The organism is Streptomyces sp. NPDC090108 (assembly GCF_044747185.1).
Taxonomy (GTDB): domain Bacteria; phylum Actinomycetota; class Actinomycetes; order Streptomycetales; family Streptomycetaceae; genus Streptomyces.
Genome location: NZ_JBIVDQ010000001.1, coordinates 338576 through 356998 on the forward strand (window position 1 = coordinate 338576; position 18423 = coordinate 356998).

Genomic DNA, 18423 nt, shown 5'->3' on the forward strand with positions numbered 1-18423 from the left:
ACGGCACTCCGGGCGTGCGCGCACCGGTGTGCCGTGGCGCGTGCGCGCGGCGGCCGGAGCGGCTGTCCGGCCGCCGCGCGCACGCCACGGGCCCGCGGTCACGGGGCTGCGGTCACCGGCCTGCGGTCGCGGGCCGGGCGAAGGCCTCCTCCAGCGCCTTCGGCAGCTCCCCGGTGTGCAGCACCCCGAGCCGCTGCGTGGCCCGGGTCAGGGCCACGTAGAGGTCGCTGGTGCCGTAGTCGCCGGGCTCGACGACGAGGACCGAGTCGAACTCCAGGCCCTTGGCCTGACGCGGGTCGAGGAGGACGACGGACCGGGTCAGGTCGGGCTCGGCCCCGGCGGTGACCCCGTCCAGCCGGGCCGCCAGCGCGGGGTGCAGCCCGCGCGGGGCGATCACCGCCAACCTGCCCTCCTCGGGGGTGAGTTCGCCGGCGGCGCGGGCCACCGCGCCGGGCAGGTCGTCGCCCGCGTGCCGCGCCCAGGGCCGCACGCCGGTGGAGCGGACCGAACTCGGCGGCTCGAAGCCGGGGTCGTCCGCGCGCACCACGGCCGCCGCCACGTCCATGATCTCGGCGGGGGTGCGGTAGTTGACGCCGAGCCGGGTGTGCTCCCAGCGGTCCTCGACGTACGGTTCGAGGATGCCCCGCCAGGAGCCGACGCCCGCGGCCTCGGCCGTCTGCGCGGGGTCGCCGACCAGGGTCATCGAGCGGGTCGGGCTGCGCCGCATCAGCAGCCGCCAGGCCATCGGCGACAGCTCCTGGGCCTCGTCGACGATGATGTGCCCGAACGCCCAGGTGCGGTCGGCCGCCGCGCGCTCGGCGGCGCTGCGGTGGTCGCCCTCCTCGTGCCGTTCGGCGAAGCGCTCGGCGTCGATGATGTCGTGCGCGGACAGGACCTCGGAGCCCTCCGGGTCGTCCTCCTCCTTGTCCTCGAACTCGTAGGTGCGGGAGGCGTACGACACGTCGAGGACGCCCTGCGCGAAGGCGATCTGCTCCTCCCGCTCGCGGTCCGCGCGGGCCTTGGCCGGCCGGTCGTCCTCGCCGAGGAGTTCGGCCGCCTCGTCGAGCAGGGGCACGTCGGCGACCGTCCACTCCCGGGTCACCGGGCGGCGGATCGCGTCGGCGTCCTCCGGCGGCAGGTGGCCGTCCGGCTCGGCGAGGAAGTCGGCGACCAGGCGCCGCGGGGTGAGCCGGGGCCACAGCCGGTCGACGGCCGCCCAGACCTCGGGGTTCTCGGCGAGCTCGTCGCGGATCTGGGTGATGTCGGAGGCGTCCAGCAGGCTGCTGCCGTCGTACGGGTCGGTGCCCACGCGCTCGGCGTACAGCTCGGTGAGCGCGTTGAGCAGGTGGCCCTCGAAGTACTCGCGGGACGCGTTGTGCGGCAGTCCGGCGGCGCGGGTGCGCTCGCGGGCGACGCCGACCAGGCCCTCGTCGAGCATGAGGACCTCGCGGTCGTGCTCGATCGTGAGCACCGGGTCGGGCAGCGCCTGCCGGTCGCGTACGACGGCGGCGAGCACGTCGGCCATGCCGGCGCGGCCCTTCACGGCGGCCGCCTCCGGGGTGTCCGTGGCGGTGGCCTTCACGCCCGGGAACAGCTCGCCGACGGTGGCCAGCAGCACCCCGGTCTCGCCGAGCGAGGGCAGCACCTCGCCGATGTAGCCGAGGAAGGCCGGGTTCGGGCCGACGATGAGCACGGCACGGCGGGCCAGCAGCTCGCGGTGCTCGTAGAGCAGATACGCCGCGCGGTGCAGCGCCACCGCCGTCTTGCCGGTGCCCGGACCGCCCTCCACGACCAGCACGCCGCGGTGCGGCGCCCGGATGATCTCGTCCTGCTCGGCCTGGATGGTCCGCACGATGTCGCCCATGCGGCCGGTGCGCGCCGAGTTCAGCGCGGACAGCAGCACGGCGTCGCCCGTGGGGTCCTCGTGGCCGGTGCGGGTGGCGTCGCCGAGGTCGAGGATCTCGTCGTGCAGGGACGTGACGGTACGGCCGTCGGTGCTGATGTGCCGGCGGCGGCGCAGGCCCATGGGGGTGTGGCCGGTGGCCACGTAGAAGGGGCGGGCGACGTCGGCCCGCCAGTCGATGAGGACGGGCGTGTGCTCGGCGTCGTCCGCGCGCAGCCCGATCCGGCCGATGTGGTGGGTCGTGCCGTCGGACAGGTCGATCCGCCCGAAGCAGAGCGAGCCGTCGACGGCGTTCAGCGCGGCGAGCAGTCCCGAGCGCTCGGCGACCAGGATGTCCCGCTCCAGCCGGGCCTGCATGGGCGTGTTGCCCTGCGCGAGCGCGTCCGCGACCGAGGTCTCGGCGTCGCCCCGCAGCGCGTCCACGCGCGCGTACAGTCCGTCGATGAATTCCTGCTCGTGCCGCAATTCATCGTCCGGAAATTCGGTGTTTGACAATTCCGCTCCCGCCCGGATATACTGTGGTCAGTGAACTTCTTCGCGACCTTTTCACAAAGAAGTCGCGAACCATCAAGTATACGCACGAAAATCCCCCGCACTCCATTGCACGGGGGATTTTTTGATGCCCGGCCCCTTGTCGCAGGGCCTGTGGGAGCCGTCGTACGGGTCAGTGGAGCACGTCGGCCAATTCCGCCAGCAGCCGGCGCAGGGGGCGCGCGCCCACCATCACCCTGACCGGTTCACCTCCCTGGAAAACCATGAAGGTCGGCATCGACAGCACGCGATAGGCGTTCGTCGTTTCCGGATCGGTGTCCACGTCGACCTGGACGACCTCGAGCCGTTCGCCCTCCTGTGCCGCCAGCGCGCCGAGCACCGGCCCCATCTGCCGGCACGGCGGACACCAGTCCGCGGTGAACTCCACCAGTACCGGCAGTTCCGAGCGGAGCACCTCCGCCTCGAAGTCCGCGTCCCCCACCGCCGCCACGCCGTCCGCCTTGATCATCGCCGCCGCCCTCCCAGCTCGCACAGAGGCTCCGGACCGCCCGGAGCCGACGCGTCGGCGGCCGGCCCGTCCCGGGCCTCCTCGGCCCGCCGCAGCTGGGCCGCGACGGTCTCCCGCACCGCGGTCAGCTGCCCGACGAGCGCGTCCAGCTCCGCCGGCTTGCGCCGGTAGACGGCCAGGGACGCGGGGCAGGAGTCGCCCTGCGGATGCCCTGACCGCAGGCAGTCCACGAACGGCCGCGTCTCCTCCAGGTCGAACCCGAAGTCCCGCAGCGTCCGGATCTGCCGCAGCAGCCTGACGTCGTCCTCGTCGTACGTGCGGTGCCCCCTGGCGTCGCGCCGCGCGGCCAGCAGCCCGCGCCTCTCGTAGTAACGCAGGGTGCGGGTGGTGGTCCCGGTCCGTGCGGCCGGCTCGCCGATTCGCGTGCCTGCGACCGTAGGGGCTGACGTCGGCGTCAAGGCAAGACGGGCGGCGGCACAGGATCCGCCGCGCGGGTCAGCCGGCCACTCCCGCGGACTCCTCGACCTCCAGCAGGGAGGCGCTCCGCCGCTCCTCCTCGAAGGCCCGGCGCCCGCCGCGCAGCCCGAACAGGCGCTTGGCGACGGCGATGTAGATCACCGCGAGGATGTTGAGGACGAGCGTGGCGATCTTCAGCCAGCTCACGTGCTCGGTGAGCTCGTAGACCTCCAGCGGCAGGAAGGCCGCGGTGGCGACGACGGTCAGGTACTCCGCCCAGCGCTTGGCGTACCAGAGGCCGACGGCCTCGATCAGCTCGATCAGCGCGTAGGCCAGCAGCAGGCCGGCGACCAGCAGCAGCGTGGAATGCCGGTAACCGAAGGCCTTCTGGACGGAGCCGACGACCGGCGAGTGGTCGAGGTCGTAGTGGAAGTGCACGAACACCGGACGGAAGGCGTCCAGGTACTCGTTGAAGAGCCGGCGGACCGCGTCCTGGCTGTTGCTGAACCGCCAGACGGCGACGGCGACCAGCACGATGAACACACCGCGCACCGCGCGCTCGACCGCGAGGAAGCGCAGGATGAACAGGTCCCGCAGCACCTTCCCGCGCGGGACGAGCGGCGCCTCGGCGGCCGGTCCCGAGCCGTGCGGCTCGCCGAGCGTGAAGTCACCGCAGCGCAGGCAGCGCCACACCTCCCCGAGCCCGGTGTCGGCGCGCAGCCGCACCCGCAGCCGGGGATCGTCGGGCGCGTAGGTCACATGCCCCTTGCGCGCACACGTGCGCCGGTCCCAGTCGATCTTCATCCCCCGTGCCTCCGTACCGCGTTCTCGCACACGCACCGACGTGCCGTGCCGGTTGTTCCGGCTCGGCACGTTAGTGGATCCGCGCGGACGGCGGTACGACGGGGGCGGCGGGCGGTGGCGCGGGGATCAGCGGGCGGCGCTGTCCGCGGCCTCCTTCGCCCGGCCCTCGGTCGCGTCCGCCGCGTCCGCCGCGTCCGCCACGCCCTGCGCGTCACCGGCGGCGTCCGTGGCGTCGACCGCTTCCGTGGTGGCTCCGGCGGCCGCGGTGGCCTTGGTGGCTGCCGTGGGCTCGGTGACCTCGGCGGCCTGAGCGGGGTCCGTGACCTCGGCGGCTTCCGTGGGCTCTGCGGCGGCAGCCTCCGCGGCCCGCGCGGGCTCCCGGGCCTCGGCGGCCCCAGCGGCCCCGGTGACCTCCGCGGCTTCCGCGGCTTCCGCGGCTTCCGCGGCTTCCACGGCTTCCGCGGCTTCCACGGGCTCCGCGGGCTCCGCGGCCTCCGCCGCCGGGGCGGTCGCTTCGCGGCGGGGCAGCAGGAAGGCCACCAGGAGGGTTCCGGCGCCCAGGATCACCGCGCCGATCAGGCTGGTGTGGGCGACCGCGTCGGAGAAGGAGGCGCCGACGGCGTCCGCCATCTGCCGGGCACCGCCCGCGAGCTGGGCGGCCTGCTGCTTGAGCTGCGCGGCCTGCTGCGGGTCACCGGTGTGCGCCGCCCGCGCGGCCAGCTGCTGGGCCTTGTCGCCGATGCCCTGCGCGACGGCGTACCCGGCGCCGACCGAGTCCTTCGCGGTGTCCAGCGCGCTCGCCGGGAGCCGGCTGCCGGCGGTGGCGTCGGTGAGGTGGTCGCCGTACGACGTGGCGAGCAGCGAGCCGAGGATCGCGATGCCGAGCGAGCCGCCCAGCTCCAGCGAGGTGTCGTTGACCGCGCCGCCGACGCCGAGCTGGGACTCGGGGAAGGAGCCCATGATCGCGTCGGTGCAGGGCGAGAGGGCGAGGCCGATCGCGAGGCCGAGGATGATCAGGGGCGCGACGAAGTCGCCGTACGTCGAGGCGGCGTCCACCCGCGTCAGCAGGGCGAGGGCGGTGGTGCCGCCGACCATGCCCGCGGTGACCGTCCACTTCATGCCGACGCGCGGGGTGAGCCAGCCGGTGAGGGCGGAGCCCACGAAGACCGCGCCGGCCAGCGGCAGCATCCGTACGCCGGTCTCCAGCGCGTCGTAGCCGAGCACGAACTGCAGGTGCTGGGTGAGGTAGTAGAAGGCGCCGAAGACGGCGAGGAAGAACAGGGCGACGGCGAGGTTGGAGCCCGCGAAGCGGCGGTCGGCGAAACGGCGCACGTCCAGGATGGGGTGCGGGTGGCGCAGCTCCCACAGCGCGAAGGCGATCAGCCCGAGGCCCGCGACGACCGCCGCGGTGACGGCCTTGGCGCCCCAGCCGAAGTGCGGCCCCTCGATGATCATGTAGACCAGCGAGCCGGTCCAGATCACCGACAGCAGCCCGCCGACGTAGTCGATGCGGTCACGGTGGCCGGCCTTCGACGGCGGCACGAGCACCAGGGCGCCGACGATCGCCACGGCCGCGATGGGCACGTTGATGAGGAAGGTGGAGGACCAGCCGTGGCCACGCAGCAACGCGCCGGCGACGACGGGGCCCGCGGCGATGGCGAGCCCGGCAGTGGCGGTCCACAGGGTGATGGCCTTGGCGCGCTCGGCGCGCGGGAAGGTAGCGGCGAGCAGGGAGAGCGTGGCGGGCATGATCAGCGCCGCGCCGAAGCCCATCACGGCGCGGGCCGCGATGACGGTCGCGGAGCTGTCCGCGAGGCTGCCGAAGACGGCGCCGCCGCCGAAGACGAGCAGACCGAGGACGAGCGCCCCGCGCCGGCTGTACTTGTCGCCGATCGCGCCGAGCAGCAGCATCAGCGCCGCGTACGGCACGGTGTAGCCGTCGATCACCCACTGGAGGTCGGCGCTGGACAGGCCCAGGTCCCGGGTCATGTCGGGCGCGGCGACCGTGAGGGCGGTGTTCGCCATCACGATGATCAGCAGGCTCAGGCAGAGCACGAGCAGTGCCCACCAGCGCCGGGCATAGGGCCGGTCCGTCCTCCCGACCGGTTCGGACATGACGAGTCGCATGACAGGGGTCGCCCTTCTCGCGTGCACGGTGCTCGACTTGCACAGTGGCGTGCAATTGCACAACGATGTGCAATATACGGCGCTGCACAACGCTGTGCAAATGAACGGGACCGAGAGGGGCGTGCACAATGACTGCCATGACCACGGGTAACAGCAGCCGCGCGGACGCCAACCGGCGCCGCATCCTCGACGTCGCACTCGCCGAGCTGCTGCGCGACCCCGACGCCTCGATGGACCAGATCGCCCGCGCCGCCGGTGTCGTGCGGCGCACGGTGTACGGGCACTTCCCGAGCCGGGAGGCGCTGATCTCCACGCTCACCGACGAGGCGGTGCAGGCGCTGACGGAGGCGGACTCGGGCGCCCGCGCGGGGGTCACGGACGCGGCCGAGGCGCTGGCCCGTTCGGTGCTCGCGATGTGGGCGGCCGCCGACCGCTACCGTCTGCTGGTCGCGCTCGCCCAGCGCACGGTCACCGTGCAGGGCATCCGCGAACGGCTCGCCCCCTTGCGCGAGGACAAGGTCAGGCTGCTGCAACGCTGCCTGGACGAGGGCGTGTTCAGCTCCCCGCTGCCCGCACCGGCCCTCGCGTACGCGCAGGAGCAGATGATGTTCGGTGTGATGGAAGCGGTCAACGACGGTCTGATCCCGGCGGAGGAGGCGGGCCGCGCGGCCACGCTCACCCTGCTGACCGCCTCGGGCATGCCGGCCGCGGAGGCCGGCGACCTGGTGGCGTCGGTGAGCGCGAAGCCGTAGACGGCACGCTCAAGGACCGCGGGCCCGCCGGAGACGGGAAAAGCCGTACGTCCGGCCCCGGTTCAGGCGGGTCCGGACGTACGGGGTCCAGAGGGAGCGGCGCTCCCCGGCGGCGTCACGCCGTGGCGAGCTCCTTGGGCTCGGGCGCCGAGCCCTCCTCGTCGGGCAGCGTGGTCTCGTCGAAGGGCAGCTCACCCGCGAGCACCCGCTTCACCCGCTCCGGGTCGATCTCCTTGGTCCAGGTTCCGATCAGCACCGTGGCCACGGAGTTGCCCGCGAAGTTCGTCAGCGCGCGTGCCTCGCTCATGAAGCGGTCGATGCCGACGATCAGGCCGACGCCGTCGACCAGCGCGGGCTTGTGCGACTGGAGGCCGCCGGCCAGCGTCGCGAGCCCCGCGCCGCTGACGCCCGCCGCGCCCTTGGAGGCGAGCAGCAGGAACAGCAGCAGCGGGATCTGCTCGCCCACCGACATCGGCGTGCCGAGGGCGTCGGCGATGTAGAGCGACGCCATGGTCATGTAGATCATCGTGCCGTCGAGGTTGAAGGAGTAGCCGGTCGGCACGGTGATGCCGACGACCGCCTTGCTCACCCCGAGGTGCTCCATCTTCGCGATGAGCCGCGGCAGCGCCGACTCGGACGAGGAGGTCGACAGGATCAGCAGGAACTCGCGGGCGAGGTACTTGAACAGGGCGAGGACGTTGACCCCGGAGACGATCCGCAGCAGCGCGCCGAGCACGACGAAGACGAAGAGGAAGCAGGTCAGGTAGAACCCGAGCATCAGCACGGCGAGGCTCTTGAGCGCGTCCAGGCCGGCCGAGCCGACGACGGCCGCGATGGCGCCGAAGGCACCGATGGGCGCCGCCCACATGACCATCGACAGGATGCGGAACACCAGTCGCTGGACGTGCTCGACCCCGCGCAGCACCGGCTGTCCCGCCGAACCCATCGCCTGCAGCGCGAATCCGGCGAGCAGGGCGATCAGCAGGGTCTGCAGGACCTGACCCTCGGTGAAGGCGGACACGAAGGTGACCGGGATGATCGACAGCACGAAGTCGACGGGCGGCAGCGCGTCGGCGGACACCTGCGCGTGCCCGGTCTGCTTGAGCGCGGCGGTCAGGTGCAGGCCCTCGCCGGGGTGCAGCACGTTGCCGACGACGAGACCGATGGCCAGGGCCACGATCGACATCACCAGGAAGTAGCCGAGGGCCATGCCGCCGACGGCGCCGACCTTCGCGGCCTTGCGCACGGAGCCGATGCCCAGCACGATCGTGCAGAAGATGATCGGCGAGATCATCATCTTGATCAGGTTCACGAAGCCGGTGCCCAGCGGCTTGAGCTCGACCCCGGCGTCGGGCCAGACGAGTCCCACGGCGATGCCGAGCGCGACCGCCACGATGACGGCTATGTACAGGTAATGGGTGCGGTCCCGCTTCACAGCGGGTGCGGCAGGTGCCGTATCGGGGGTGCTGGCGGCCACGGCTGCCCTCCTTGACGTCTTCGTCGGCATCACCGGCGTGCGGCTCACGTCCGGGCGGTGCGGGGGAATGCCGTGACTATCTCCCGCCGTGTGAGGGCGGTCACCCTTCCGTTCATTTCGTTCACGGGGATCCGGCCGGAATCCGGCAGCCGGCGCGGCCGGAAACGCACGGTCCGGGCCGCGTGCGCCCGACCGCGTCCCCGAGGCGCGCGCCCCTCGGGGACGCGCTCGGGGACGCCGACAGGGACGGGCGGGTGCGTCCGCGTCCCTCCGGCCGGGCACACTGGCGGGATGCGTCTCGCCGTCGTCCCCCGGCCCCGCAGCCTGGCCGGGCAGCTGTTCGCCATGCAGGCCGTGCTCATAGCGGTGGTCGTGGCCGGGTACGCGCTGTTCACCTACGTCAGCGACGAGCGGCAGGCCGAGGACGCCGCGGTCCGCCAGGTGACCGCGGTGGCGCGCTCGATCGCCGACGCCCCCTCGGTGCGCGCGGCGATCCGCACTCCCGACCCCTCCGCCGAGCTGGAGCCGTACGCGCTCCAGGTCATCCGGGACGCGGACGTCGACTTCGTCACGATCATGGATCCGCGGGGCATCCGCTGGACCCACCCCGACCGCGAGCAGATCGGCAGGCCGTTCCTCGGCCGTATCGCGCCCGCCCAGCGGGGACGCACCTTCACCGAGACCTACACCGGCACCCTCGGCGCGTCCGTCCGCGCGGTGACGCCGGTGAAGGAGAACGGCCGGGTCGTCGGCCTGGTCAGCGCCGGCATCAGGGTGGAGGCGATCAGCGCGCGGGTCCAGGACCAGGTCGCCACCCTGCTGCTGTTCGCCGGGGGCACCCTGCTGCTGGGCGCGGTCGGCACCTACGTCACCAACGCCCGGCTGCGCCGGCACACCCACGGCATGAACGCGGCCGAGCTGAGCCGCGTGTACGACTACCACCAGGCGGCCCTGCACGCGGTGCGCGAGGGGCTGCTGATGCTGGACGGGCAGTACCGGGTGGCGCTGATCAACGACGGCGGCCGGGAACTGCTCGGCGTGGACGGCGGGGACGAGGTGGTCGGACACTCGGTGGCCGGCCTCGGACTGCCGGCCCCGCTGACCGGGGCGCTGCTGTCGTCCGAGCCGCGCGTGGACGAGGTGCACCTGACCGAGTCCCGGGTGCTGGTCGTCAACACCTCCCCGGTCTCCGGCGGTGAGCGCCGGGGCACGGTGGTCACGCTCCGCGACGTGACCGAACTGCGGTCGCTGATGGGCGAGCTGGACTCGGAGCGCGGGTTCACCCAGGCCCTGCGCTCCCAGGCGCACGAGGCCGCGAACCGGCTGCACACGGTCGTCTCGCTGATCGAACTGGGCCGGGAGCGGGAGGCCGTGGAGTTCGCGACGGCCGAACTGGAGCTGGCGCAGGCGCTGACCGACCAGGTGGTGGCCGCGGTGGGCGAACCCGTCCTGGCCGCGCTGCTGCTGGGCAAGACGGCCCAGGCCAACGAGCGGGGCGTGGAACTGATCGTGTCGCCGGACAGCCGGCCGTCCGACGGCCCGCTCCCGTCCGGGATCGGCGCCCGCGACCTGGTCACCGTCCTCGGCAACCTGATCGACAACGCGGTGGACGCGGCACAGGGCAGCCCGCGGGCCCGGGTGACGGTGACGGCCTGCGCCCCGGACACGGAACTGGTGCTGCGTGTGTCGGACACCGGTCCGGGGGTCGACCCCGCCCATGTGGGCCTGGTGTTCCAGGCGGGGTTCTCCACGAAACCGGCCCGGCCCGGCGGCCGGGGCCTGGGACTGGCCCTGGTACGGCAGGCGGTCACCCGGCTCGGCGGAACGCTGACGGTGGACGAGGCCGAGGAGGGCGGAGCGGTGTTCGAGGCGCGGCTGCCGCTGCGTACGGCGGCCGGTACCGCCCCGGCGGCGGGAGGCGGCGCATGACGGACGGCACCGGCCCCATCCGGGTCCTCGTGGTCGAGGACGACCCGGTGGCCGCCGACGCGCACGTGCTCTACGTCGGGCGCGTGCCGGGTTTCGTCACCGTCGGCAAGGCGCACACGGGAGCGCAGGCCCGGCGGATCCTGGACCGCACGGCGGTGGATCTGCTCCTGCTCGATCTGCACCTGCCGGACGTGCACGGCCTGCAGTTCGCGCGGTCGCTGCGGGCGGCGGGGCATCACGCGGACGTCATAGCGGTGACGTCCGCCCGGGACCTGGCGGTGGTCCGGGAGGGGGTCTCGCTGGGGGTGGTCCAGTACGTGCTGAAGCCGTTCACCTTCGCGACCCTCAGGGACCGGCTGGTCCGGTACGCGGAGTTCCACGCGGCGGCCGGGGAGGCGAGCGGCCAGGACGAGGTGGACCGGGCGCTGGCCGTGCTCCGGGCCCCCGCGCCGGCGGCGCTGCCGAAGGGGCTGAGCGCGCCCACGCTGGAGCGGGTCACTGGGGTGCTGCGGGACAGCGGGGAGGGCCTCACGGCGAGCGGTGTCGCCGAGGCGGTCGGCATCTCGCGCATCACGGCCCGCCGCTATCTGGAGCACCTGGTCGGCTCGGGGCGGGCGGCGCGGAGCCCGCAGTACGGGACGGTGGGGCGGCCGGAGCTCCAGTACCGGTGGATCCGGGCGCGGTGAGCCGGCCGCGGCGGACGGCCCGGGGCAGGGACGGCAGGGGCAGCCACGGGCCGGGCGGTGCCACCCGGGACCGCCGGGCGCTGCGGTCCGGGACAGAAAGCGGTAACTCCCAATCCCTGCAGACACATTGACCTGACCAGACCACTCCTCTTACGTTCGCACGGCAGTCATCTCCACGCAACGCCATCCCCATGTGCGCCCGCAGGAGGTCATGCCCGTGCGTCCCACCGCCGCCCTCACCGCCCTCCTCTCCGCCGCCCTCGCCGCCACCGCGCTCACCGCGTGCGGCTCGGGTTCCGGCAGCAGCCCGGACACGATCAAGGTCTCCTACAAGGAGTCGATGGACAACTCCATCAAGGTGATGGACACCTATGTCGCCGACATCAAGCGGCAGTTCGAGAAGAAGTACCCCGGCAAGAAGGTGGAGCTGGTGCCGATCAAGGCGCCGGACTCGGAGTACTACACCAAGCTCCAGCAGATGCTCCGCTCGCCGCGGACCGCGCCGGACCTGGTCTACGAGGACACCTTCCTCATCAACTCGGACATCACCAGCGGGTATCTGAAGCCGCTCGACCCCTATCTGGACAAGTGGCCGGACTGGCAGCAGTTCATCGACAGCGCGAAGAGCGCGGCGAAGGGGCAGGACGGCAAGACGTACGGCGTCCCCGACGGCACGGACACCCGCGGACTCTGGTTCGACAAGGGGGTGTTCAGGAAGGCGGGGCTCCCGGCGGACTGGCAGCCGAAGACGTGGGACGACGTGCTGGCGGCCGCGCGGACCATCAAGGAGAAGGTGCCGGGCGTCACGCCGCTCAACGTGTACACCGGCAAGCCGGCCGGTGAGCGGGCCACCATGCAGGGCTTCGAGATGCTGCTGTACGGCACGGGCGACGGCGGCGCCGATCCGCTCTACGACAGCGCGGCGAAGAAGTGGGTGACCGCCGGGCAGCCCTTCAAGGACGCGCTCTCCTTCGTGCGCACGGTCTACCAGGAGAAGCTGGGCCCCGACGTCTCCGACGCCCTGGACCCCAACTTCGCGACCGCCGTCAACGGCGAACTGCTCCCCCAGGGCAAGCTCGGCATCGACCTGGACGGCTCCTGGCTCCCGCAGGCCTGGCTCGCGGGCAGCGGCCACGCCTGGCCCGAGTGGTCCCAGAAGCTCGGTCTCGCCGCGATGCCCACCCAGCACGGCCAGGCGCCGGGCAAGGTGAGCATGTCCGGCGGCTGGACGTGGTCCGTCCCGGCCAAGGCGGGCAACCCCGACCTCGCCTTCGACTTCATCCGGACGATGCAGACCGAGGCCAACGCCAAGAAGTGGTACATCGCCAACTCCGGCATCTCGGTGCGCAAGGACGTCGCGGCCGACCCCTCGTACGCGACCGCCCAGCCCGGCATCAAGTTCTTCACCGACCTGGTCGCCAGCACCCACTACCGGCCCGCCTACCCGGCGTACCCGAAGGTGTCGACCGCGATCCAGGAGGCCATGGAGGGCGTGACGACCGGTGACGCGTCCGTCGGGAAGGCGGCGGACGACTACGACGCCACCCTCAAGGACGTCACCGACGGCCAGGTCACCCGGAGGTGACGGCACCCCCGCAGGGCGCGCGGCCCCTGCCCCGCGCCCTGGACCGCTCCCGTCCGCTGCCCCTCACCCGCTCCCTCGCCCGCGCGCTCACCCGGGTCCTCCCCCTCGGGCCGGCCCTCGTCCTGCTGCTGCTGTTCCTCGCCGGCCCGATCGCCTACTGCGTCTCCATCGCCTTCACCGACCTCCAGCTGACCGGCCAGGCGCACTCCTCGTTCGTCGGCCTGGCCAATTTCCGCCGGGCCTTCCGCGACGACGCGTTCCTCAACGCCGTATGGCTGACACTGGTGTTCACCGTGGTGTCCTCGCTCCTCGGGCAGAACACGCTGGGGCTGGCGCTGGCCGGTCTCATGAAGCGGGCCTCCCGGCCGGTCCGCACGCTCACCGGCGGGATCGTCGTCACCGCCTGGGTGCTGCCCGAGGTCGTCGCCGGGTTCCTGCTCTACGCCTTCTTCCGGCGCGAGGGCACCTTGAACGCGATCCTCGACTGGCTCCATCTGCCGCGCCAGAACTGGCTGTTCACGCTGCCGATCCTGGCGGTGTCGTTCGCGAACGTGTGGCGGGGCACCGCCTTCTCGATGCTCGTCTACTCCGCCGCGCTGGACGGGATACCGGGCGAGATCACGGAGGCCGCCGAGGTGGACGGCGCCGGCGGGTGGCGGCGGCTGTGGCACATCACGCTGCCCATGATCCGGCGTTCCATCGGCACCAACCTCATGCTGAACACCCTCCAGACGCTGTCCGTCTTCGGGCTGATCTGGGTGATGACCAGAGGCGGGCCGGGCGACCGGAGCCAGACGCTGCCGCTGTTCATGTACGAACAGGCCTTCCAGAACAGCATGATCGGGTACGGCACCGCCGTCGCCCTGCTCCTGCTGCTCGTCGGCTCCCTGTTCTCCGTCGTCTATCTGCGCCTGCTGCGGACGGAGGTGCAGTGACCGCCATGTCCCGCCGCCGCACCTCCCGCCGCCTGGCCGCCGACGCCGCGCTGCTCGCCGTCGCCGCGGCGTTCGCGCTGCCCCTCGTCTGGGTGCTGCTGTCCGCGGTGGACCCGCGGGCGAATCTGCGGGTGAAGGTCCCCGACGGACTCACGCTCGGCAACTTCGACGCCATCCTGACCCCGGACATCACCTACACGCCGCTGCTCAACAGCCTGATCCTGTGCGGGGGCGCCACCGCGCTGACCGTGGTCTGCGCGGCCCTCGCCGCGTATCCGCTCTCGCGGTTCCGCTCCCGGTTCAACCGGCCGTTCCTGCTGGCGATCCTGTTCGCGACGAGCCTGCCGATCACCGCGATCATGGTGCCGGTGTACGCGCTGTTCGTGCGGGTGGACCTGATCGACACGCTCCAGGGCACGATCCTGTTCTTCGCGGCCTCGCAACTGCCCTTCGCCATCTGGCTGATGAAGAACTTCATGGACGGCGTGCCCAGAGAACTGGAGGAGGCGGCCTGGACGGACGGGGCCTCCTCGCTGCAGTCCCTCGTCCGGATCGTGCTGCCCCTGATGGGTCCGGGGGTCGCCGTCGTCACCGTCTTCTCGTTCGTGCTGATGTGGGGCAACTTCTTCGTCCCCTTCATGCTGCTGCTCTCCCCGGACCAGATGCCCGCCTCGGTCAGCATCAACGACTTCTTCGGCAACCGGGGCATGGTGGCGTACGGGCAGCTCGCCGCGTTCTCCGTCATCTACTCGACGCCGGTGATCCTGCTGTACGTGCTGGTCGCGCGGAAACTGGGGGGCGGGTTCGCGCTGGGCGGCGCGGTCAAGGGGTGAGCGGACCCGGCCGCCGGGCGAGGTCCGGGGTTCTCGCCCCCGGCGGGCCCGAAAGTCCCCTCACGGCGCGGTGGTCCCGGGTCCGAACGGCACCGCGTACGCGACGACGAACCACCCGAGCGCCGCCACCACGACGGCCTCGGCCACCGAGAGGACCAGCAGCCCGGCGGAGACCTGGCCACCGGCCCAGTACACGGTCAGCGCCGCCAGCGGTACGACGCAGAAGGCCAGCAGATCGATCACGCACTGCACGGCCTTGCGGGACCAACGCCGGGGATCGGTGCGGTGGAAGTGCTCCCACCGGAACACCTCCGCCTCGTCCACGCCGCTTATCCCGGCGAGCCGGGGCGTCAGCTCCTCGCGCACATAACGGCCGACGGTGGAGATCTTCACGTCGTTGACCAGATAGGTCCATCCGAGCACGACACAGACGGGAGGCAGCGCGAGCAGCATCGACGTCTGCTTCGCCTGCGCGGCCGCGGCGACGACGGCCGCGACGACACCGAGCGTCACATAGAGCAGGTTGTCCCGGAAGCCGATCCTGGCCTTCTGCTCGTCCTTGACGCTCTGGTACTCGGCCAGCAGCAGCTTCCCGAGCCCGGCCTCGTCCCGCCCGTCCATCGCGGCTCCTCTCCCCCACGTCAACACCGGTCGCGAACCGACGACTTGGCAGTACCTTAAAGGTGTGCGAGAGACGAAATCCACCGTCGTGATCCTCACCGCCCTCGCGCTGGAGTACGCGGCCGTACGCGCGCACATCACGGACCGGGAGGAACTGGTCCACCCCGGCGGAACCCGCGTCGAGCGCGGCCGGCTCGACGGGACGGACTGGTCGGTCGCGCTCGCCGAACTGGGCGAGGGCGCGGTGCACGCCGCCGCGCTGACCACACAGATCGTGTCCTGGCTGCGGCCCGGGGCGGTGCTCTTCGTCGGCGTCGCGGGCAGCCTGAAGCAGGACATCGGGATCGGGGACGTCGTCATCGGCACGCGGGTGTACGCCGTCCAGGGCGGCAAGCGGACACCCGACGGCTTCCTGGTGCGCCCCGAGGCCTGGCCGGGCTCGCACGCGCTGGTGCAGGCGGCACGGTCCGCGGTACGGGACATGCCGGAGATCCGCGCCCACTTCAAGCCGATCGCCGCGGGGGACGTCGTCCTCGCCGACGCCAGGTCCGGGATCGCCCGGCATCTGCGCGCGCACTACAACGACGCGGCGGCCATCGAGACGGAGGGGTCGGGCGCGGCTCACGCGGCGCATCTCGGCGGGCAGGTCGACGCGCTCGTGATCCGGGGGATCAGCGATCTCGCCGACACGGCCAAGAGCGCGGCCGACGCCTCGGGCTCCCAGGAACGCGCGGCCCGGCGGGCGGCGGCCGTGGCGATGGGGGTCCTGCGCAGACACCAGGTGCGCGGCGCGAGCGGCACCCCGGGCGACACCGGGGCGGACGGCCGGCGGGGCGCGGGGACGGGCTCCGCGTACGCGGGGGACCACGTCGACTTCCGGGACGGCGTCTTCCTCGGCCCGGTGACCGGGAAGTCGGAAGGGGAGCGGCCCTAGGGGTCAGGCGTCCGGGCCGATAGGGGCCGTAGGGGCACGGCAGGCCGGTCGTCCGGTCCCGATGGCGGCCGGTAGGGGTGCAGCCGGTCAGTCGTCCGGGCCGATGGCGGCTGCCAGGCCGCGGGCGTTGGCGGCTTCGGCGGTGGCGCCGGCCCGGGCGAAGAGGTCGCCGGCCAGGAGCCAGCAGGTGTGGGCCTGGGCCGGGCGCCCGGCCGCCTCGTAGGCCCCGCCCATGTTGTACAGGGCGGCGCCCGACCGGTACCAGTCCTCGAACTCCCGGAAGACCTCGAGCGCCCGGGCGAATGCCTGGATCTGCTCCTCCAGCCGTCCGGTCGACTGCAGAGCAGTGCCGAGATTGCCCCACGCCGTGGCCTCCAGGTGGCGGTCCCCCACCTGCCGGTACAGGTCGCAGGCCCGGGTGTGGGCCTCGATGGCCTCCTCCACCCGGCCCGCGTCCTGCAGGGTGACGCCCAGGTTGTTCCACGCCATGGCTTCCTGGCGGCGGTCGCCGGCCTGCCGGTGCAGGTCGCAGGCTCGGGTGTGGGCCTCGATGGCCTCCTCGACCCGGCCCGCGGCCTGCAGGGCGAGGCCCAGGCCGCCCCACGCCATGCTCTCCCGCTCCCGGTCCCCCGCCTCCACGAAGAGTTCACGGGAAAGGTGATGGGCGTCGATCGCCTCCTGAACCATTCCCGTCTGCCGCAGGGCGACGCCGAAATTGCCCCACGCGGCGCCCTCGACGACCGGGGACCCGAGACGGTCCGCGGCCCTGCACGCGGCCCACCCCACCACCAGCCAGTCGTCGAAGAACCGCCGCCAGTCCAGATACGCCGCCAGACGCTCGGCCAGCGACACCGCGGCGCTCGCGAACCGGTCCCGCTCCCCCCACCCGACCGCGGCCACCAGACCGGGCCGTTCACCGTCGAGCCACGCCAAGGCGCCTGCCCGGTCCGCGAAACACTCCGGCTCCGGCGCCCCCGGCAGCCAGCTCAGCCGGGCATGCGCGTCCGTGGTGAAGCGCAGGTAGTACGCAAGCAGCCGTTCCCGTGCGTCGTCCCCTTCCTCCCGCAGCCCGGCATCCCCGTCCACCACGCTCGCCCCGAACGCCCGCACCAGGTCGTGCATCCGCCACCGGTCGCGCCCGCTCCCCCGCTCCACGAGATGCGCCCTGGCCAGCGCGTCCAGCATGCGCAGGGGCGGGGTGCTCGTGCCGGCGACCGCGGCGACGGCTTCGCCGCCGATGCCGGGTCCCGGGGCGAGGGCGACCAGGCGCAGCAGGCGGGCCTGTTCGGGCGCCAGACGGCGGTAGGAGAGGTCGAAGGCAGCCCGGACGCTGCGCTCACCGTCGTCCAGCTCGTCGAGGAGGGAATGGGAGCGCGTGAGTTCGGCGGCGAGTTCCTCAAGGGGCTTGCCACGGTCCATGACCAGGAGCGCCGCCACGATCTGGAGGGCCAGCGGGAGGTGTCCGCACAGGGCCGCGAGCCGCTTGGCCGCCTCCGGTTCACCGGCCGCGCGGGTGTCGCCGGGGTCGGCGACCGTCAGCGCGCGGTCGAGGAGGTCGTACGCGTCCTGCGGTGGCAGCTCACCCAACGGGATCAGGCGGGCACCCAGTTGGGGGAGACGGTCGCGCGAGGTGACCAGCAGACGGTGTCCGGTCCCCCCGGGGAGGAGGGGCCGGACCTGGGCGGGCGAGGAGGCGTTGTCGGCGACCACGAGAACCGGCCCCCGGGCCTCGGCCCGGGCGTCGAGACAGGACCGGTACAGCGCGGCGCGCTGGTCCGTGCCGGACGGGATGTGCTCCGGGGCCACACCGAGCGCGCGCAGGAAGGCGTCCAGGGCCTGGCCGGCGGTGACTGGGTCGTCGTTGTAGCCGTGCAGGTCGATGAAGAGGGTGCCGCCGGGGAACCAGCCCTTCTCGCACGCCTCGCACGCGGCCCGCACCGCGAGCGCCGTCTTGCCGATCCCGCCGAGCCCGGAGACGGCGGCGACGAGGACCGCCTCGGGGCGGGGTGCGCCGCCGGGCGCGGCCGACCTCAACGCGTCGAGCAGCGCGGCCAGTTCCCCGGTCCGGCCGGTGAATTCGACGGGGCGCGGCGGGAGGGAGTTCAGGGCGGTGGGTGCGGGACCGTGCTGGTGCACGACCTTGCCGGTGACGGGGGCGTGGAAGGTCCCGCCCCGGAAGTCGATGTGATCGCCGCCGTACCCCGTGGTCATCGCGCCGCCCCCGTACGCCGTCCCCGCTCCCGGACGTCAACCGTACGCCGCCCACCGGCATCCGGCACGCGGTTCGCCGTGACGCACAGCACCACCTGCCGTCACCCCGAGAAGCGCACCTCCTGTGTCCGCGCCCCCGCGTACCCCTGGGCGCCCGCCTGCGGCAGCAC

At 72.8% G+C, this 18423-nt stretch carries 14 protein-coding genes and 1 pseudogene; 7 read left to right on the forward strand and 8 right to left on the reverse strand.

The window, feature by feature from the left end:
* Positions 1-112: 112 nt before the first annotated feature.
* The 5 genes and pseudogenes from ACIPRD_RS01430 to ACIPRD_RS01450 form a co-directional block, all read right to left on the reverse strand.
* Positions 113-2368 (reverse strand): HelD family protein, encoded by a 2256-nt coding sequence (locus ACIPRD_RS01430; RefSeq protein WP_401559997.1) that lies wholly within the window; start codon positions 2366-2368, stop codon positions 113-115.
* Between the two features lie 199 nt (positions 2369-2567).
* Positions 2568-2903, reverse strand: coding sequence for a thioredoxin family protein (locus ACIPRD_RS01435; RefSeq protein WP_401558983.1), 336 nt, complete (start codon positions 2901-2903; stop codon positions 2568-2570).
* Positions 2900-3361, reverse strand: a complete 462-nt coding sequence (locus tag ACIPRD_RS01440; protein ID WP_401558986.1) for a MerR family transcriptional regulator — start codon at positions 3359-3361, stop codon at positions 2900-2902. Before ACIPRD_RS01440 ends, ACIPRD_RS01435 begins: the two co-directional genes overlap by 4 nt.
* Positions 3362-3398: 37 nt before the next feature.
* A complete protein-coding gene (locus ACIPRD_RS01445; protein WP_356411727.1) occupies positions 3399-4163 on the reverse strand; it encodes a DUF2127 domain-containing protein in 765 nt (254 codons plus the stop codon).
* Positions 4164-4625: 462 nt separating this feature from the next.
* Positions 4626-6290, reverse strand: a pseudogene (locus ACIPRD_RS01450) (MFS transporter); the annotation flags it as partial.
* A gap of 128 nt (positions 6291-6418) precedes the next feature.
* Here ACIPRD_RS01450 and ACIPRD_RS01455 point away from each other — a divergent pair.
* Positions 6419-7042 (forward strand): TetR/AcrR family transcriptional regulator, encoded by a 624-nt coding sequence (locus ACIPRD_RS01455; protein WP_401558988.1) that lies wholly within the window; start codon positions 6419-6421, stop codon positions 7040-7042.
* 115 nt (positions 7043-7157) lie between these two features.
* On the opposite strand, the gene ACIPRD_RS01460 is transcribed toward ACIPRD_RS01455, so the two are convergent.
* Positions 7158-8549, reverse strand: a complete 1392-nt coding sequence (locus ACIPRD_RS01460) for a cation:dicarboxylate symporter family transporter (RefSeq protein WP_401560000.1) — start codon at positions 8547-8549, stop codon at positions 7158-7160.
* Between the two features lie 261 nt (positions 8550-8810).
* On the opposite strand from ACIPRD_RS01460, the gene ACIPRD_RS01465 reads away from it, so the two are divergent.
* The 5 genes from ACIPRD_RS01465 (at position 8811) to ACIPRD_RS01485 (ending at position 14487) form a co-directional block, all read left to right on the forward strand.
* The gene (locus ACIPRD_RS01465; RefSeq protein ID WP_401558990.1) at positions 8811-10448 is read left to right on the forward strand and encodes an ATP-binding protein; all 1638 of its coding nucleotides are present in this window, start codon (positions 8811-8813) and stop codon (positions 10446-10448) included.
* On the forward strand, positions 10445-11134 hold the full coding sequence (locus ACIPRD_RS01470; protein ID WP_356411717.1) for a response regulator: 690 nt from the start codon (positions 10445-10447) through the stop codon (positions 11132-11134). Before ACIPRD_RS01465 ends, ACIPRD_RS01470 begins: the two co-directional genes overlap by 4 nt.
* A 211-nt stretch (positions 11135-11345) precedes the next feature.
* Entirely contained in the window at positions 11346-12719 is a 1374-nt protein-coding gene (locus ACIPRD_RS01475; RefSeq protein WP_401558994.1) for an extracellular solute-binding protein, read from the forward strand.
* 38 nt (positions 12720-12757) lie between these two features.
* Positions 12758-13654 (forward strand): sugar ABC transporter permease, encoded by an 897-nt coding sequence (locus tag ACIPRD_RS01480; protein WP_356411745.1) that lies wholly within the window; start codon positions 12758-12760, stop codon positions 13652-13654.
* A 5-nt stretch (positions 13655-13659) separates the two neighbouring features.
* A complete protein-coding gene (locus ACIPRD_RS01485) occupies positions 13660-14487 on the forward strand; it encodes a carbohydrate ABC transporter permease (RefSeq protein ID WP_356411742.1) in 828 nt (275 codons plus the stop codon).
* Between the two features lie 60 nt (positions 14488-14547).
* Here the strand turns inward: ACIPRD_RS01485 and ACIPRD_RS01490 are convergent, their stop codons facing one another.
* Entirely contained in the window at positions 14548-15108 is a 561-nt protein-coding gene (locus ACIPRD_RS01490) for a hypothetical protein (RefSeq protein ID WP_401558997.1), read from the reverse strand.
* 64 nt (positions 15109-15172) lie between these two features.
* Between ACIPRD_RS01490 and ACIPRD_RS01495 the strand changes: the two genes are divergently transcribed.
* Complete coding sequence (locus ACIPRD_RS01495; RefSeq protein WP_401559000.1) at positions 15173-16042, forward strand: 5'-methylthioadenosine/S-adenosylhomocysteine nucleosidase; 870 nt, start codon at positions 15173-15175, stop codon at positions 16040-16042.
* Positions 16043-16129: 87 nt separating this feature from the next.
* Here the strand turns inward: ACIPRD_RS01495 and ACIPRD_RS01500 are convergent, their stop codons facing one another.
* Positions 16130-18253, reverse strand: a complete 2124-nt coding sequence (locus ACIPRD_RS01500) for an ATP-binding protein (RefSeq protein WP_401559003.1) — start codon at positions 18251-18253, stop codon at positions 16130-16132.
* Positions 18254-18423: the final 170 nt, after the last annotated feature.

Bases quoted from the DNA above. Each gene is read 5' to 3' on its own strand.
- ACIPRD_RS01435 (WP_401558983.1), bottom strand. From the start codon at position 2,903: ATGATCAAGGCGGACGGCGTGGCGGCGGTGGGGGACGCGGACTTCGAG.
- ACIPRD_RS01445 (WP_356411727.1), bottom strand. From the start codon at position 4,163: ATGAAGATCGACTGGGACCGGCGCACGTGTGCGCGCAAGGGGCATGTG.
- ACIPRD_RS01455 (WP_401558988.1), top strand. From the start codon at position 6,419: ATGACTGCCATGACCACGGGTAACAGCAGCCGCGCGGACGCCAACCGG.
- ACIPRD_RS01460 (WP_401560000.1), bottom strand. From the start codon at position 8,549: ATGCCGACGAAGACGTCAAGGAGGGCAGCCGTGGCCGCCAGCACCCCC.
- ACIPRD_RS01465 (WP_401558990.1), top strand. From the start codon at position 8,811: ATGCGTCTCGCCGTCGTCCCCCGGCCCCGCAGCCTGGCCGGGCAGCTG.
- ACIPRD_RS01470 (WP_356411717.1), top strand. From the start codon at position 10,445: ATGACGGACGGCACCGGCCCCATCCGGGTCCTCGTGGTCGAGGACGAC.
- ACIPRD_RS01475 (WP_401558994.1), top strand. From the start codon at position 11,346: ATGCCCGTGCGTCCCACCGCCGCCCTCACCGCCCTCCTCTCCGCCGCC.
- ACIPRD_RS01485 (WP_356411742.1), top strand. From the start codon at position 13,660: ATGTCCCGCCGCCGCACCTCCCGCCGCCTGGCCGCCGACGCCGCGCTG.
- ACIPRD_RS01490 (WP_401558997.1), bottom strand. From the start codon at position 15,108: ATGGACGGGCGGGACGAGGCCGGGCTCGGGAAGCTGCTGCTGGCCGAG.
- ACIPRD_RS01500 (WP_401559003.1), bottom strand. From the start codon at position 18,253: ATGACCACGGGGTACGGCGGCGATCACATCGACTTCCGGGGCGGGACC.